Annotated in this window: 13 protein-coding genes; 3 read left to right on the top strand and 10 right to left on the bottom strand. The window is 65.5% G+C overall.

Annotated features, from left to right (window positions below):
* Positions 1 to 106: 106 nt before the first annotated feature.
* The 5 genes from BMI91_RS11840 to BMI91_RS11825 form a co-directional block, all read right to left on the bottom strand.
* Entirely contained in the window at positions 107 to 1,294 is a 1,188-nt protein-coding gene (locus BMI91_RS11840) for a TIGR03862 family flavoprotein (protein WP_167376015.1), read from the bottom strand.
* The gene (gene holA / locus BMI91_RS19700; protein WP_093477030.1) at positions 1,291 to 2,313 is read right to left on the bottom strand and encodes a DNA polymerase III subunit delta; all 1,023 of its coding nucleotides are present in this window, start codon (positions 2,311 to 2,313) and stop codon (positions 1,291 to 1,293) included. The genes BMI91_RS11840 and holA overlap by 4 nt, the downstream gene beginning before the upstream one ends.
* Positions 2,310 to 2,807, bottom strand: a complete 498-nt coding sequence (gene lptE / locus BMI91_RS11835; RefSeq protein ID WP_078549513.1) for an LPS assembly lipoprotein LptE — start codon at positions 2,805 to 2,807, stop codon at positions 2,310 to 2,312. The genes holA and lptE overlap by 4 nt, the downstream gene beginning before the upstream one ends.
* The gene (gene leuS / locus BMI91_RS11830) at positions 2,794 to 5,352 is read right to left on the bottom strand and encodes a leucine--tRNA ligase (RefSeq protein ID WP_078605028.1); all 2,559 of its coding nucleotides are present in this window, start codon (positions 5,350 to 5,352) and stop codon (positions 2,794 to 2,796) included. Before leuS ends, lptE begins: the two co-directional genes overlap by 14 nt.
* A gap of 153 nt (positions 5,353 to 5,505) precedes the next feature.
* Entirely contained in the window at positions 5,506 to 6,054 is a 549-nt protein-coding gene (locus tag BMI91_RS11825; protein ID WP_078549509.1) for a DUF3576 domain-containing protein, read from the bottom strand.
* Positions 6,055 to 6,404: 350 nt separating this feature from the next.
* On the opposite strand from BMI91_RS11825, the gene BMI91_RS11820 reads away from it, so the two are divergent.
* Both BMI91_RS11820 and BMI91_RS11815 read left to right on the top strand, forming a co-directional pair.
* A complete protein-coding gene (locus tag BMI91_RS11820; protein WP_078600935.1) occupies positions 6,405 to 7,427 on the top strand; it encodes a porin in 1,023 nt (340 codons plus the stop codon).
* Between the two features lie 99 nt (positions 7,428 to 7,526).
* A complete protein-coding gene (locus tag BMI91_RS11815) occupies positions 7,527 to 8,180 on the top strand; it encodes a YggS family pyridoxal phosphate-dependent enzyme (RefSeq protein ID WP_078605027.1) in 654 nt (217 codons plus the stop codon).
* Here the strand turns inward: BMI91_RS11815 and BMI91_RS11810 are convergent.
* Together BMI91_RS11810 and ribA are read right to left on the bottom strand one after the other, a co-directional pair.
* The gene (locus BMI91_RS11810; RefSeq protein WP_078605026.1) at positions 8,177 to 8,731 is read right to left on the bottom strand and encodes a L,D-transpeptidase family protein; all 555 of its coding nucleotides are present in this window, start codon (positions 8,729 to 8,731) and stop codon (positions 8,177 to 8,179) included. The two genes, BMI91_RS11815 and BMI91_RS11810, sit on opposite strands and share 4 nt — an antisense overlap.
* On the bottom strand, positions 8,731 to 9,807 hold the full coding sequence (ribA, locus tag BMI91_RS11805) for a GTP cyclohydrolase II (RefSeq protein WP_078605025.1): 1,077 nt from the start codon (positions 9,805 to 9,807) through the stop codon (positions 8,731 to 8,733). The genes BMI91_RS11810 and ribA overlap by 1 nt, the downstream gene beginning before the upstream one ends.
* A 142-nt stretch (positions 9,808 to 9,949) precedes the next feature.
* Between ribA and BMI91_RS11800 the strand changes: the two genes are divergently transcribed.
* On the top strand, positions 9,950 to 10,636 hold the full coding sequence (locus BMI91_RS11800; protein WP_078521549.1) for a response regulator transcription factor: 687 nt from the start codon (positions 9,950 to 9,952) through the stop codon (positions 10,634 to 10,636).
* A gap of 89 nt (positions 10,637 to 10,725) precedes the next feature.
* Here BMI91_RS11800 and BMI91_RS11795 read toward each other — a convergent pair whose 3' ends face one another.
* From BMI91_RS11795 to BMI91_RS11785, 3 genes are all read right to left on the bottom strand, one after another.
* Complete coding sequence (locus BMI91_RS11795) at positions 10,726 to 11,070, bottom strand: DUF3775 domain-containing protein (RefSeq protein ID WP_078549499.1); 345 nt, start codon at positions 11,068 to 11,070, stop codon at positions 10,726 to 10,728.
* A gap of 67 nt (positions 11,071 to 11,137) precedes the next feature.
* Positions 11,138 to 11,755: an aminotransferase class IV family protein gene (locus BMI91_RS11790; protein WP_078605024.1), complete on the bottom strand. Its 618-nt coding sequence runs from the start codon at positions 11,753 to 11,755 to the stop codon at positions 11,138 to 11,140.
* On the bottom strand, positions 11,728 to 12,840 hold the full coding sequence (locus BMI91_RS11785) for an aminodeoxychorismate synthase component I (RefSeq protein ID WP_078605023.1): 1,113 nt from the start codon (positions 12,838 to 12,840) through the stop codon (positions 11,728 to 11,730). Before BMI91_RS11785 ends, BMI91_RS11790 begins: the two co-directional genes overlap by 28 nt.
* Between the last annotated feature and the right edge of the window lie 9 nt (positions 12,841 to 12,849).

The raw sequence follows: 12,849 nt of genomic DNA, 5'->3' as shown, positions 1-12,849 counted from the left end.
CGCGATGGGTGAGGGGGCTCTGCCCCCCGTCGCCGGAGGGCGACAAGCAATGCGGAAAGAGGGGGCTCTGCCCCCGATCCTACGGACCTCCCCCGGGATATTTACATCAAGGGGAAGAGAGCCGTTGGGCCGCGGCGCGTCCGGCATGGCGGCCTGAAGCGAGGCAGGCGGTCAGCAGGTAGCCGCCCGTCGGGGCCTCCCAGTCGAGCATCTCGCCTGCGGCGAAGACGCCGGGCAGGGCGGTCAGTTCCAGATCGTCGGTGAGGCTCCCCCATGCGATGCCGCCCGCGCTGGAGATCGCCTCGGCGATCGGGCGCGGCGGGCCGAGCGGGACGGGCAGGGATTTGAGCGTCGCTGCGAGCTGCTCAGGGTCCTTCGGCAGCGGGCGGCCCCATTCCAGCGCGAGCGCGAGTTTCACCGGGTCCAGCTTCGCGCCTTTGCGCAGGCGGTTGGTCAGGCTCTGTTTCGGCGGGATTTTCGTAAGCCGCGCAGCGAGGTCTTCGGTGGTTTGATCCGGGGCGAGATCGAGGCTCAGCGGCGCGCCCTCGCGCAGCTCGGCGGAGAGTTCGTAGATGCCGCCGCCTTCGAGCCCGCGCTCCGAGATCACGAATTCGCCGCGCGTGCGCCGCGTCGGCGTAATCAGCGCCGCACCTTTCACGGGCTGGCCAAGCTGGTTTGTCATATGCGCCGACCAGTCGATCTCGAAGCCCATATTGGCGGGGGTGAATGGGGTGATCTCCACGCCTTTCGCGCTCAGCCACGGCACCCAGGCCGCATCCGAGCCAAGCCGCGGCCAGCTTGCGCCGCCGAGCGCGAGGATCGTGGCATCGGGCCTCAGGCTCTGACGTCCCTCGGGCGTGTCAAAGATCAGCGCTGCGCCGTCGAAGCCCTGCCAGCGCCAGCGGGTGCGGATCGTGACGCCAAGGGATTCGAGCCGCGCGATCCAGGCGCGCAGCATCGGCGAGGCTTTCATCACGGTCGGGAAGACCCGGCCTGTGGAGCCGGTGAACAGCTCGACCCCAAGATCGCGGGCGAAACTCTGCGTCGCCTCGGGGCCGAATTCGCGGGTGATCGCGGTGATCTGCGGGTGGGAATAGTGGGACAGGAAGGCGTCGAGCGGCTCGTCCCTCGTCAGGTTCAGTCCGGATTTTCCCGCCATCAGGAATTTGCGCGCAAGCGTCGGCTTGGCCTCTGCCAAGGTCACGGGAACGCCGGCCCGCGCCAGTTCCTCGGCTGCCATCAGGCCCGCCGGGCCGCCACCGATGACGAGCGCGGATTTCGCCGCCGCGCTCACCGCCGGGCCAGCATCGCGAGCCGCATCAGCGCGCGCTCCATCACCGCCATTTGCGGCGCGCGGCTGGCGGAGCGCAACGTCAGATCGGTCTCGACCAGTTCCTTCAGCGCGGTCTCCAGCTTGTACATGCCCCAGCTTTGCGCCTGCCGCTGCATCCGGTCGCGGCGCGGGCCGAAGATCGGCGGGCGCATCCGCGCGATGCCTGCACCGGGGCCCTGCGGGTCGGAGGCCGCGGCATGCAGCGCGCGAAAATGGCGCATCGCGGCGATGGCGAGTTGTACGGGCTGCACCCCTTGGCTTTCCAGCCGCCGCATCACCGGACCAAGCTCGGGCGCGCGGCCCTCGGCCACGATGGAGAGCACGTCATCGACGCCCGCCTCGACCGACGACGGCGCGCAGGCGGCCACGTCGGCGGGGCCAAGTGGCGTGGTATCGCCGAATTTGTAGAGCGAGATCTTCTCCACCGTTTGGCGGAAATCGCCCGGATCGAGCGCCCGCGACAGCGCCACGAGGTCGGTCATCGCGTCGTTCGAGATATCGCGCAGACCGGCGCGGCGCAGGATGTCCTCGATCTCCTCGCGGCTCGGCGGGTCGTCGTAAATCCCGACGGAATAGGCGTTGTTATGGCCCTCGAAGGCTTTGCGCAGCTTCGATTTGGCGGCGAGCGAGCCTGCGGTGACCACGATCTGCGCATCGCCTTCGCGCCATTCGTCGAGCGCGGTCTTCACCGCGTCCGAGACCGCATCGGTCGCATCCTCGACGAAAGCCACGCGCGGGCCGGGGAAGAAGCCGACCTCCTTAATCGCATCGAGCAGCAGCGAGGGTTGCTTGCGCAGATCGCCGCCCGCGATCCGGCTCAGGCGCATCTCTTCTTCGCCCTTCGGGCCGATCAGTGCGGCGATGACTTCCTGCCGCCGCAGCGCCACGCGCATCGCATCGCCCCCGAAGATCAGCAGGCCGGTGCGCTCGGGCTCGGGTTTGGCGAAATAGCGGGTCGCTGCTACGCCGGTCAGCTTCATTCCGGCAGACCCGGCGCTTGTGACAGCAGGCGCGTCACGATCTGATCGGCGAGGATCACCATCAACCGGCGATGCGCGTCTTCCTGCGCGGCCTGCGAGGCGACTACGGTGCCGGTCGCGGACCACGAGGTGAAGGAGGTGACACGCCCGGTCAGCAGCACGGCATTATCCGCCGCATCGCGCAGCGTGTAATCCACCGTGCCGTTGAGCTGGTAGCGCGTCGTGGCGTTGTCGGGCGAGATGCCCTGACCGAGCGACTCGGTGTCGATCTTGTAGTCGAGCCGGTAGCGGGTGACCTGCGAGGCCCCCAGCCGCGCGTTCAGCTGCTGGACGAGGGCGAAGGCGTCGCGCGTCGTGGGCGCGGCCGGTTCGACCCCTTCGAGCAGTTTCGCCGCCCCACCCTGAGGCCCGTAGGCCGGGGTGAAGCCGCAGCCCGCGAGCAGGCCAGCGGCCCCCGCTAGTCCCAGAAATCCGCGTCTGTCAGATGACCACATTGACGATCCGCCCCGGCACAACGATCAGCTTCTTGGGCTGGCCACCGGCCAGCGCCTTGACGACAGCTTCGTCGGCCAGAACCAGCTTTTCAACCTCTTCCTTCGGCATGTCCTTGGGCACCGAGATTTCGGCGCGGCGCTTGCCGTTGATCTGGATCGGCAGCGTCACCGAATCCTCGACCAGCAGCGCCGGGTCGGCCTCGGGCCAACGCGCCGCGATCACGAAGCCCTCGCCGCCCAGCATCGACCAGACCTCTTCGGCAAGGTGCGGGACCATCGGCGCCAGCAGTTGCGCCATCAGCTTCATCGCGTCGCGCTTGGTCTCGGCCCCGGCCGTCGATTTCGACATCGTGTTGGTCAGGCCATAAAGCGTGGCGACCGCCTTGTTGAAGGTGAAGCCCTCGATCGACTTGGTGACTTCGTCGATCGCCTTATGGGTGGCCTTCAGGAGCGCCGTATCCTCTGCCTCATTCGCGGGCGCATCCGAATTGGCGATATCGTCGGCAATTCGGTGCACGCGGGCGAGGAATTTCGAGGTCGCTTCGGCGCCAGCGGCGGTCCATTCGACGTCGCGCTCGGGCGGGCTGTCGGACATCACGAAGAAGCGGGCGGTATCGGCCCCGAACTCGGCGATGATGTTCATCGGATCGACAACGTTCTTCTTCGATTTCGACATCTTGGCCGAGGGGATGGTCTCGACCGCTTCGCCGGTGGCCTTCAGCTTGCCGTCTTCGACCTCTTCCGGGAGGTGGTAGACGGGACGATTCTTGGCGTCACGCGTGAGGTAGATCTCATGCGTCACCATGCCTTGCGTGAACAGCGCGTCGAAGGGCTCGATCGCTTTCGCGGGCAGGTGGCCGGTCTTGTGCATCGCGCGGGCATAGAAGCGCGAATAGAGCAGGTGCAGAATCGCGTGCTCGATACCGCCGATATATTGGTCGACGTTCATCCAATACTCGGCCTCGGCCGGATCGGTCGGCGTGGCGGCACCGGGCGAGGTGAAGCGCGCGTAATACCAGCTCGAATCGACGAACGTGTCCATCGTATCGGTCTCGCGCTGACCGGGCCCGCCGCAATTCGGACAGGTGCAGTCGCGCCAGCTCGGATGGCGATCCAGCGGGTTGCCGGGAATCGAGAAGTCGATCTTCTGGCCGTCCTCATCGTAGGGAAGCTCGACGGGGAGGTTTTCCTTCTTCTCCGGCACCACGCCGCAGGTCTCGCAATGCACGACCGGGATCGGGCAGCCCCAGTAGCGCTGGCGGCTCAGGCCCCAGTCGCGCAGGCGGAACTTGGTCACGCCCTGACCGATGCCGTTTTCCTCGCAGAAGGCGATAGCACTCGCGACGCCCTCTTCGCCGGTCTGCACTTCGTCGCCCGCGAAACCACGGATGTAGCGGACTTTCTCGGATTTCAGCGGAACGTATTCGGCCTCAGGGTAGTCACCCTCGACCGGCTCGAAGACGGGCGTGATCGGCAGCTCGTATTTCGTCGCGAATTCGAAGTCGCGCGCGTCATGCGCCGGGCAGCCGAAGATCGCGCCGGTGCCGTAATCCATCAGGATGAAGTTGGCGATATAGACTGGCAGTTCCCAGCTCGTGTCGAGCGGGTGGCGGACCTTGATGCCGGTATCCATCCCCAGCTTCTCGGCGGTTTCGATGGCTTCCTCGGTCGTGCCGCCTGCGCGGCATTTCGCGACGAATTCCGCGACCTTGGGATCGTGCCGCTCCAGATGCTTGGCGAGCGGGTGATCGGGCGAGATCGCCGCGAAGCTCGCGCCGCGCAGCGTGTCGGGGCGGGTGGTGTAGACTTCGAGCCGGTCGAAGCCTTCCGGCGCATCGACGGTCGAGAAGGCGAATTGCAGACCGCGCGACTTGCCGATCCAGTTGGCCTGCATCAGGCGCACCTTCTCGGGCCAGTCCTTGAGGTTGTCGAGCGCGTCGAGCAATTCCTCGGCATAGTCGGAGATCTTGAAGAACCACTGGGTCAGCTCGCGGCGTTCGACTTCCGCGCCCGAGCGCCAGCCCTTGCCGTCGATCACCTGCTCGTTGGCGAGCACGGTCATGTCGACCGGGTCCCAGTTCACCACCGCGTTCTTGCGATAGACGAGACCGGTCTCGAGCATGTCGATGAACATCGCCTGCTGCTGGCCGTAATAGTCCGGGTCGCAGGTCGCGAATTCGCGCGACCAGTCGATCGAGAGGCCCAGCGGCTTCATCTGGTCTTTCATCACGGCGATATTGCCGTAGGTCCAGTCCTTCGGGTGGCCGTTATTGTCCATCGCGGCGTTCTCGGCGGGCATCCCGAAGGCGTCCCAGCCCATCGGATGCAGCACGGAAAAGCCCTTGGCCATCTTATAGCGCGCGACGACGTCGCCCATCGTGTAGTTGCGCACATGGCCCATATGGATGCGGCCCGACGGGTAGGGGAACATCTCGAGGACGTAATATTTCGGTTTGGCCGGGTCACGGCGCGCGGCGAAGAGATCCGCCTTGTTCCAAGCCTCTTGCCATTTCGTCTCGCTCTGGCTCGGTTCGTAGCGTGCCATGTCGGGCCCCTCATCACGTCGAATTCTGCGCGAGCTTGCTACACTGGCCTTGGGGGCGAGGTCCAGCCGCCGCGCTCATTTGGACAGAAATATCCCCGCCGGAGGCTGGCTCGGGCGGGGATCTGAATGCGTCTTACGGTCGCCTTGCGGGAATCAGAGTTGCGAGTCGCGGACCCGCAGCTGGCGTGCGCGGGTGAGAATCGCGTTCTCCACGGCGCGCTGCGTATCTGCCGAGACCGCGCCACCCTGTGTGCGGATCGACACTTTGAGCGAACGCGCATCGAGCGCCGGGTCGGTAACGTAAACCGTGGCCTTATAGGCGCGACCGCCGCCCGGCGGGGTGCCATAGCCGGTCACGATGACGCCGGAGAAGGGGTCAACCTCTTGAATCGGCAGGAAGTCGAGCACTTCGAGCGAAGCCTGCCAGAGATACTTGTTCACTTCGACGGTGATGTTCGGATCGCCATTTCCGCCGAAAATATCCCAAACGGTCGATTTCTTCTGAACGCGGCGCGTGGGGCCGTCGATCACGGCTTCGTTCGAGCCGGGCGTGTGGTCGAGCTGATTGGCTTCGCGCTGTGAAGCGGTAGCCCCGCTGCCACCCGAGAAGATGTTGCCGCTCGAGATACCCTTGCCGCAGCCTGCGAGCACGAGGCACACGCCCAGAATTGCCGTGCGTTTCAAAAGGGTTCTGGAAGTCATGCGAAGCTGTCCCCGTCGGCCTGCGTCATTGATTGCCTTTTCTCTAGCTCATGGCCCCCAGCCCGACAAGGTTTTTCCCCTTTGCCCCCGGATTTCGACCGACCGGCACCTCGGGGGAATGCAACCCGATGCCGCTATACGCGCGTGTAAGGGGCATTGTAGGGCGGTGTCAGACGCCAACCGCAATTGCACGCTGACGTTACTGTGACATGTCTGCACCATCAAACACCCTATTCGACCCGGGCGGGCGCTTTGAGTTGCAATGAAAGGGGGGGAGAGAGAAAACACCGTCATACCCAACTTCGGATTCCCCAGGTTGGGGGTTACCTGTAAGACAATGAGGGAAAACGATGAAAAAGGTTCTCTTCGCGACGACCGCGCTCGTGTTCTCGGCTGGCATCGCTGCCGCTGAGGTCTCGGTTGGCGGCGACGGCCGCATGGGTGTCGTCTACAACGGCGACGACTGGAATTTCTCGAGCCGCATCCGCGTCTCGTTCACCGCTTCGGGCACCACCGACGGTGGCCTCGAGTTCGGCGGCTCCGTCCGTGCTGACCAAGCTATCGCTGCTACCCGCGGCACCTCGGCTTCGGTCTACATCTCGGGCGCGTTCGGCAAGCTCTCGATGGGCGACGTTGTCGGCGCTCCGGAAGCTCTGTTCGGCGACTTCTACGAAGTTGGCTACACCGACCTGTCGTCGGCTGGCGGTTCGAACGACATCGGCTACCTGACGGCTGACAACGGCGGCAACGTCGACTGCACCAGCGTCGGTCCGGGCATCAGCGCTTGCGCCAACTCCGGCCCGAACCTGCTGTACACCGGCACCTTCGGTGCGTTCTCGGTCGCAGCCTCGATGTCGGACGGCAAGCTGAACGGCGCAACCATCGGCGGTCTCGGCGTTCCGGTCGCGGTCGGCAACAGCACCGTTGCTACGCTCACCACCGAGACCTCGGTCACCCAAGAGTACGCCATCGCTGGCGCTTACACCTTCGGCAACTACACCGTTGGCATGGGCTACGAGTACTCGAACGGCCGCAACCAGCTCTCGGGCACCGACATGGACGTCGACATGATCTCGCTCGCTGGCGTCGGTCAGTTCGGCAACACCTCGGTCAAAGCCGTGATCGCTCACCGCGGTCAGGATGCTGACGTTGATTGGTACGGCATCGGTGCTTCGTCGGTCTTCGGCGCAACCACCGTTGGCGGCTACATCCAGTACGCTGAAGACAACAACGCCAACACCGACGTGACCTGGTACGGTCTCGGCGCTGAGTACGACCTCGGCGGCGGCGCGTCGATCAAAGGCGGTATCGCTGACTCCGACGTTTCGGGTTCGGACGCGGTTGCTGACCTCGGCGTGAAGTTCTCGTTCTAATCCTTCGGGACAGAACGATGGGAAGAGCGGGCCTTGCGCCCGCTCTTTTCTTTTTTGGCCCGGCGGTGTTTCTTGGGCGCGCTGACGAGGGAGGGCCAGATGGGACTGAGCGAGATTCAGGCGCGGATCGCGAAAGCGGAATCAGGGGCGGGGCGCGAGCCGGGATCGGTGAAGCTGATCGCCGTGTCCAAGGTTCAGCCCGCCGAGCGGGTCGAGGCGGTCCTGCGCGAAGGCCATCGGCTGTTCGGCGAAAACTACGTGCAGGAAGCGCAGGGCAAGTGGCCCGACTGGCGCGAGGAGTTTCCCGGCTGCGAGGTCCATATGATCGGACCGCTGCAATCGAACAAGGCGAAGCTGGCGGTGGAGCTGTTCGAAGCGATTCACACGCTCGACCGGCCCTCGCTGGGCAAGAAGCTGGCCAATCTGGCGCAGACCCGCGGCACCTCGCCCGATCTCTTCATTCAGGTCAATACCGGGTCCGAGCCGCAAAAGGCGGGCGTCCTGCCCGATGATCTCGACGCTTTCGTCGCGGATATGCGCGGGAAGGACCTTCCGATGGTCGGGCTGATGTGCATCCCGCCAGAATCCGAAGACCCCGCGCCGCATTTCGCGATGCTGGCCGAGATGGCCGCGCGCAACGGGCTCGACGGTCTGTCGATGGGGATGAGTTCCGATTTCGAAAAAGCCATCGCCGCCGGCGCGACCCATGTGCGCGTAGGCTCGGCGATCTTCGGTGCGCGCGACTATTCCTAAGCTTTGTCGCGGGCGTTGAGCGCCGGGGGCTGTCCGCCCCCGGACCCCCGGAGGATATTTCCGCCAAGCCGAAGGGGAATCTCCAGCGGCTCGCCCGGTGCGATGCGCTGCGCGATCCAGATCAGGTGATCGCGGCGGAAGGCGAGGCAGCCCGCAGTCGGGTAGCCCGCCCGGCGGCGCTGATGCAGGAAGATGGCCGAGCCTTTGCCTGGCTCTGCGGTCGGATAGTTCCAGTCGGTCACCAGCACGATGTCATAGAGCGGATCGGCGCGCCGCATCGCCTCATGCGAGGCGGGGTAGGGGGCGCGGACCAAGTGGTTATAGGCCGAATCTCCGGACGCGTCGCACCACAGATCGCGCGGGCCGATCGGTTCGGCCCAGTCCTGAGGCGCGACGATCCGATCCGCGCGGTAGAACATGCGCAGGATATGCAGCCGCCCCGAAGGAGTCGCGCCGTCGCCCTCCTGCTTGCTGTCGCTGACGCCGCCGCGGCCGATCTCGACCGGGAAACGGCGGCCGCGGAACAGGAGGCCCGTGGGCGTGAGGCGCATCACAGGATATGCCCCGATTTCGCGGCCTTGGTGGCGAGGTAGTTCTCGTTATGGCGGCTCATGCCGACCTTCAGCGGCACGCGCTCGGTCACGTCGATGCCATTGGCTTCCAGCATTGCCACCTTGGCAGGGTTGTTGGTCAGCAGCCGCACCTGCGAAAATCCGAGCTTGCGCAGCAACGCCGCGCCGATGCGGAAATCGCGCTCGTCATCCTCGAAACCGAGGCGGTGGTTCGCCTCCACCGTGTCGAACCCCTGATCTTGCAGCGAATAGGCGCGCATCTTGTTGGCCAGCCCGATCCCGCGCCCTTCCTGATTGAGATAGAGCAGGATGCCCGCGCCCTCATGCCCCATCAGCGTCAGCGCCGCGTCCAGCTGCGGGCCGCAATCGCATTTCAGCGAGCCCAGCACGTCGCCGGTGAAGCAGGCCGAATGCAGCCGCGCGAGGACAGGTTTGGAGCGATCTGGGCGACCGATCTCGATCGCGTAATGCTCCTCTGCGCCATTGTCGGGGCGGAAGATATGCAGCCGACCGGCTTCGGCGGCGCGCATCGGCACGCGCGCGGCGGAGACCGGGGCGAAAGCCTGCGGGATGTCGGCGGCGGCAAGCGCCTCTTCGGCGGTGATGCAGGTCAGATCCGTCGGCGCAGGTTCGGGCGCTGCAACCATCAGCGCTGCGGGCAGAAGCTGCGCCGATTTCGCCAGCCTGATCGCGGCGCGGGCGAGGTCCGCATCGCCGCCGCGGAGCGCCTTGAGCGGTCCTTTCATCGGCACGCGCAGATCGTCGGCCGGATCGGCGAGCGCGCGCAGCCATAGCAGATCCGCGTCAGCGGGCACCTCGATCCGCGCGATATCGGCGTCATAGACGCGCGCTTTCAGCGTCTCGGCCCGGCGCGCGGTCAGGACCAGCGTCAGCGGTCCCAGCGCGCGCAACGCCGCGAGCCGCTCGGGCGAGAGCGTCTCGACCGCCACGGTGAGGTGATCGGACAGCAAAACGGGCAGCCCCATGCGCAGATCGGCGCGGGCGCGATTCAGTCGTTCAGCCGGGCTCGGCCCGAGGGAAAAATTGCCGGTCATGCGCTCTGAGATAGCCTCGACTGTAACAAATTGAAATATCTCCCGGTGATTCGACACGTCAGCGTGAGATAGGTTTCACCACCCTTGCCATCGCTGTGAAAGGGCAACAGCTATTCGTCGAACACATATGGAGGCTCAGGACATGGCATCATTGAAGAAGGTCCTTTTGGTTGACGATGACAACGATCTGCGCGAGGCGCTCGCAGAGCAGCTCGTCGCGACCGATGATTTCGAGGTCTTCGAGGCCAGCAATGGTCACGAAGCGGTAGATAAGGCGAAATCGACGCTTTACGACCTCGTCGTGCTGGATGTGGGCCTTCCCGATACCGATGGCCGCGAGCTGTGCAAGAAGCTGCGCAAGAGCGGCGTGAAATGCCCGGTCGTGATGCTGACCGGCCATGACACCGATGCCGACACGATCCTCGGCCTCGATTCCGGTGCCAACGACTACGTTACCAAGCCCTTCAAGTTCCCGGTGCTTCTGGCCCGTCTGCGCGCCCAGCTGCGCACCCATGAACAGTCCGAAGACGCCGTCTTCCAGCTCGGCCCGTATACGTTCAAGCCCGCGATGAAGATGCTGGTGGACGACAAGGACCGCAAGGTGCGCCTGACGGAGAAGGAAACCAACATCCTCAAGTTCCTTTACCGTGCGACCGACGGCGTGGTGCCGCGCGATGTGCTGCTGCACGAGGTCTGGGGTTACAATGCGGGCGTCACCACCCACACGCTCGAGACGCATATCTATCGCCTGCGTCAGAAGATCGAGCCCGATCCCTCGAATGCGCGCCTCCTGGTGACGGAATCGGGCGGCTATCGTCTGGTAGCCTGATCCGAGGCGTTTCGTGCGCCAAGGTTGGAAATGAAGAAGGCGGCTCCTGCGGGGGCCGCCTTTGTCGTCTCCGGTGTGCGCCGCGCGGCTCAGACCGTGGGGTAGATGTCTTCCTCGGCCTCTTCGAGCGAGATGCCGAGCGCATTCAGCCCGTCTTCGAGATGATCGGCCAGCATCGGATTGCCCAGCAGGTAATCCTCGGTCGGCGCGGTCGCCTCGGCTTTGGCGGTGGCGATCGCCTCGTCGAGTTCCGACGCGTCATAGGTGTCGCGCCCGATCCACATCACCGCGGTCAGCGATGCCTTTTCATCCTCGTTCAGCGCCGCGATGAAGGCGCGCAGTTCGCGGGCCTGACCCGAGCCGGGCACGTCCGCGTCGAACTTGCGGGCGCGGATGATGACATGGGCGATTTTCGCCGGGCTGATGGTGAGCATGGCTGCCTCCGTTCTTGGGCTCATCATCTCGCCATTGCACGACCTGCGCAAGCGTTTGCGTGTCGCATCATAACTGCGCGGGGATCAGGCCGCGCAGGGAGTTACCCATGAAGACCTCGCCTTGCGCCAGATCTTCGGGCCGCAGGACGGCTTCGCGGGCGGCCCCTGTCTCCAGCATCTCCTCGCGCAGGATGCCCGGCAGCAAGCCGCAGGCGCGTGGCGGGGTCAGGTAGATTCCACCGCGTTTCAGGAAGAGATTGGTGATCGTGCCTTCGCAGAGCTCGCCCCGCTCGTTGAGCAGGATCGCCTCGTCCACGCCCTCGGGTAGGGCGGCGCGGGCGGCATCGTAGGGCGCGCGCGCCGTGGTCTTGAGGCGCAGCATCGGGTCCTGGCTGTCGAGGGTGACGCCCGAGATATGGAGGCGCCAGGCGGTGGTTGGCGTCAGGGGGGCGGAGGCGATCTCGATCGCGCCCTGGGCGTCGAGCGTCAGGCGCACCCGCAGCGGGCTCTCTCCGGAAACTGTCGCGAGGGCTACCGTCAGTTCCTCTCCGTCGAGCGGATAGCCAAGCTGCTCGGCGCCGCGCGTCAGCCGGGCGATATGCCGGGCGCGGCGGCGGATGCCTTCGCCGGGATGCCAGCCGAAAGTCTCGATCAGTTTCAGATCTTCAGGAACCGGGTTTTCCAAAGCGCTTCCTCATATTCACCGTGGGCGGTGGAATCATAGACCAGCCCGCCGCCGACATTCACCCGCCATTGGCCGGGGCCCGTCCGCATCAGCGTGCGGATCGCGACGTTGAACTCCATCCGGCCATCGGGCGCGGCCCAGCCGATCGCACCGCAATAGATGCCGCGCGGGTCGGGTTCCAACTCGTGGATGATCTCCATCGCGCGGATCTTCGGCGCGCCGGTGACCGAGCCGCAGGGGAACATCGCGCGCAGGATCTCGGGCAGGCCGGTGCCGGGGACCAGCTCGCCCTCGATCTCCGAGATCATCTGGTGGACCGAGCGATAGGTCTCGACCTCGAAGAGGCGCGGCACCTTGACCGAGCCCGGCGTGCAGATGCGCGAGACGTCGTTGCGCAGCAGATCGACGATCATCAGGTTCTCGGCGCGGTCTTTCTCGGCCCCCATCAGATCGGATTTCAGCGCGGCGTCCTCTTCGGGCGTCGCGCCGCGCGGGCGCGTGCCCTTCATCGGCCGGGTGACGATCTTGCTGCCCTCGACGCGGAAAAACAGTTCGGGCGAGCGCGACAGCAGCCGCACCCCGGCCAGCGCGACATCGGCCCCATGCGGGACTTGGCCCGCGCTGGACAGGGCCGCGTATAGCGCCTCGGGCGTGGCATCGCTTGTAACGGGGATCGGGAAAGTCAGGTTCACCTGATAGCAATCACCCGCGCCGATATAGTCGTGGACAGCCCGAAAGGCTTCGGCATAGCGCGCCTCGGGCCAAAGCGGCTCGCCCAGCTCGATCTGCGGCGCGTTCTCCGAGATCGGCGGCGGGACATCCTCGGGCGCGTCGTAAACCCCGAAGGCCAGCAGCGGCAGATCGCGGTTCTCGGGCAAGAGCGGTGCGAGGCGTTTGCTCAGACAATAGCCCAGCTCGTAGGACGCGAACCCCGCCAGCCATCGCCCCTCGTCCTGTGCGCGCGTGATCGCCGCGAAAGCTGCGGGTAGATCCTCCGGCGCATCGGCGCGGATAACCTCATGGGGCTCGCGGAAGCGGCAGGGCCGACCGTCCGGCCCCCTGTCGAAACGGACCTCGTCACTCATGGGCGCACT

The sequence above is a fragment of the Thioclava sediminum genome (assembly GCF_002020355.1).
Lineage (GTDB): Bacteria > Pseudomonadota > Alphaproteobacteria > Rhodobacterales > Rhodobacteraceae > Thioclava > Thioclava sediminum.
This window is presented reverse-complemented; position numbering and strand designations above follow the sequence as displayed.

What these genes read in the sequence shown, in the direction of transcription:
- BMI91_RS11785 (WP_078605023.1), bottom strand. Translation starts at nt 12,840, where the DNA reads ATGAGTGACGAGGTCCGTTTCGACAGGGGGCCGGACGGTCGGCCCTGC.
- lptE (WP_078549513.1), bottom strand. Translation starts at nt 2,807, where the DNA reads ATGTGGTCATCTGACAGACGCGGATTTCTGGGACTAGCGGGGGCCGCT.
- BMI91_RS11820 (WP_078600935.1), top strand. Translation starts at nt 6,405, where the DNA reads ATGAAAAAGGTTCTCTTCGCGACGACCGCGCTCGTGTTCTCGGCTGGC.
- BMI91_RS11800 (WP_078521549.1), top strand. Translation starts at nt 9,950, where the DNA reads ATGGCATCATTGAAGAAGGTCCTTTTGGTTGACGATGACAACGATCTG.
- BMI91_RS11815 (WP_078605027.1), top strand. Translation starts at nt 7,527, where the DNA reads ATGGGACTGAGCGAGATTCAGGCGCGGATCGCGAAAGCGGAATCAGGG.
- holA (WP_093477030.1), bottom strand. Translation starts at nt 2,313, where the DNA reads ATGAAGCTGACCGGCGTAGCAGCGACCCGCTATTTCGCCAAACCCGAG.
- BMI91_RS11825 (WP_078549509.1), bottom strand. Translation starts at nt 6,054, where the DNA reads ATGACTTCCAGAACCCTTTTGAAACGCACGGCAATTCTGGGCGTGTGC.
- ribA (WP_078605025.1), bottom strand. Translation starts at nt 9,807, where the DNA reads ATGACCGGCAATTTTTCCCTCGGGCCGAGCCCGGCTGAACGACTGAAT.
- leuS (WP_078605028.1), bottom strand. Translation starts at nt 5,352, where the DNA reads ATGGCACGCTACGAACCGAGCCAGAGCGAGACGAAATGGCAAGAGGCT.
- BMI91_RS11810 (WP_078605026.1), bottom strand. Translation starts at nt 8,731, where the DNA reads ATGCGCCTCACGCCCACGGGCCTCCTGTTCCGCGGCCGCCGTTTCCCG.
- BMI91_RS11795 (WP_078549499.1), bottom strand. Translation starts at nt 11,070, where the DNA reads ATGCTCACCATCAGCCCGGCGAAAATCGCCCATGTCATCATCCGCGCC.